The sequence below is a fragment of the Fictibacillus sp. 18YEL24 genome (genome assembly GCF_015903855.1).
GTDB classification, from domain to species: domain Bacteria; phylum Bacillota; class Bacilli; order Bacillales; family Fictibacillaceae; genus Fictibacillus; species Fictibacillus phosphorivorans_C.
This window is the reverse complement of sequence record NZ_JACZDT010000015.1, coordinates 1-1917: the sequence shown is the minus strand read 5'-3', so window position 1 is coordinate 1917 and position 1917 is coordinate 1. Positions and strand designations below refer to the sequence as shown.

Here is a 1917-nt window from a genome sequence, read left to right as displayed (position 1 = left end):
AAACATCATATAAGGTTAAGCTAGAAAGGGCGCACGGTGGATGCCTTGGCACTAGGAGCCGAAGAAGGACGGGACGAACACCGATATGCCTCGGGGAGCTGTAAGTAAGCATTGATCCGGGGATTTCCGAATGGGGGAACCCACCATCCGTAATGGGATGGTATCCATATCTGAATACATAGGGTATGAGAAGGCAGACCCGGGGAACTGAAACATCTAAGTACCCGGAGGAAGAGAAAGCAAATGCGATTTCCTGAGTAGCGGCGAGCGAAACGGAATCAGCCCAAACCAGAGAGCTTGCTCTCTGGGGTTGTAGGACACTCTATACGGAGTTACAAAGGAACGAAGTAGGTGAAGTGGTCTGGAAAGGCCAGCCGAAGAAGGTAACAGCCCTGTAGCTGAAACTTCGTTCCCTCCTGAGTGGATCCTGAGTACGGCGGGACACGTGAAACCCCGTCGGAATCCGGGAGGACCATCTCCCAAGGCTAAATACTCCCTAGTGACCGATAGTGAACCAGTACCGTGAGGGAAAGGTGAAAAGCACCCCGGAAGGGGAGTGAAACAGATCCTGAAACCGTGTGCCTACAAGTAGTCGGAGCCCATTAACGGGTGACGGCGTGCCTTTTGTAGAATGAACCGGCGAGTTACGATCCCGTGCAAGGTTAAGTTGATAAGACGGAGCCGCAGCGAAAGCGAGTCTGAATAGGGCGACATAGTACGTGGTCGTAGACCCGAAACCGTGTGATCTACCCATGTCCAGGGTGAAGTTCAGGTAACACTGAATGGAGGCCCGAACCCACGCACGTTGAAAAGTGCGGGGATGAGGTGTGGGTAGGGGTGAAATGCCAATCGAACACGGAGATAGCTGGTTCTCCCCGAAATAGCTTTAGGGCTAGCCTCGCGGCAAGATTCCTGGAGGTAGAGCACTGATTGGACTAGGGGCCCCCACAGGGTTACCGAATTCAGTCAAACTCCGAATGCCAGAGAATTATCCGCGGGAGTCAGACTGCGAGTGATAAGATCCGTAGTCAAAAGGGAAACAGCCCAGACCATCAGCTAAGGTCCCAAAGTATACGTTAAGTGGCAAAGGATGTGGAGTTGCCCAGACAACCAGGATGTTGGCTTAGAAGCAGCCACCATTTAAAGAGTGCGTAATAGCTCACTGGTCGAGTGACTCTGCGCCGAAAATGTAACGGGGCTAAACGTATCACCGAAGCTATGGCTTGTACCGTATGGTACAGGGGTAGGGGAGCGTTCGAAGTGCAGCGAAGTCAGACCGGAAGGACTGGTGGAGCGCTTTGAAGTGAGAATGCCGGTATGAGTAGCGAAAGACAAGTGAGAATCTTGTCCATCGAAAGCCTAAGGTTTCCTGAGGAAGGCTCGTCCGCTCAGGGTTAGTCGGGGCCTAAGCCGAGGCTGAAAAGCGTAGGCGATGGATAACAGGTTGATATTCCTGTACCACCTCCTTTCCGTTTGAACAATGGGGGGACGCAGTAAGGTAGGGTGAGCGCACTGATGGAATAGTGCGTCTAAGCAGTTAGGCTGTTGGGTAGGCAAATCCGCCCAACGTGAAGGCTGAGCTGTGATGGCGAGGGAAATTTTAGTACCGAAGTCCCTGATCCTACACTGCCAAGAAAAGCCTCTAGTGAGGAAAGAGGTGCCCGTACCGCAAACCGACACAGGTAGGCGAGGAGAGAATCCTAAGATGATCGGGAGAACTCTCGTTAAGGAACTCGGCAAAATGACCCCGTAACTTCGGGAGAAGGGGTGCTCTGATAGGGTTTATCGCCCGAGAGAGCCGCAGTGAATAGATCCAAGCGACTGTTTAGCAAAAACACAGGTCTCTGCGAAACCGCAAGGTGAAGTATAGGGGCTGACACCTGCCCGGTGCTGGAAGGTTAAGAGGAGGGGTTATCC

At 52.7% G+C, this 1917-nt stretch carries 1 rRNA gene; it reads left to right on the top strand.

The annotated features are described in order from the left end of the window. Positions 1-13: 13 nt before the first annotated feature. Positions 14-1917 (top strand): 23S ribosomal RNA (locus HU823_RS21695); the annotation flags it as partial.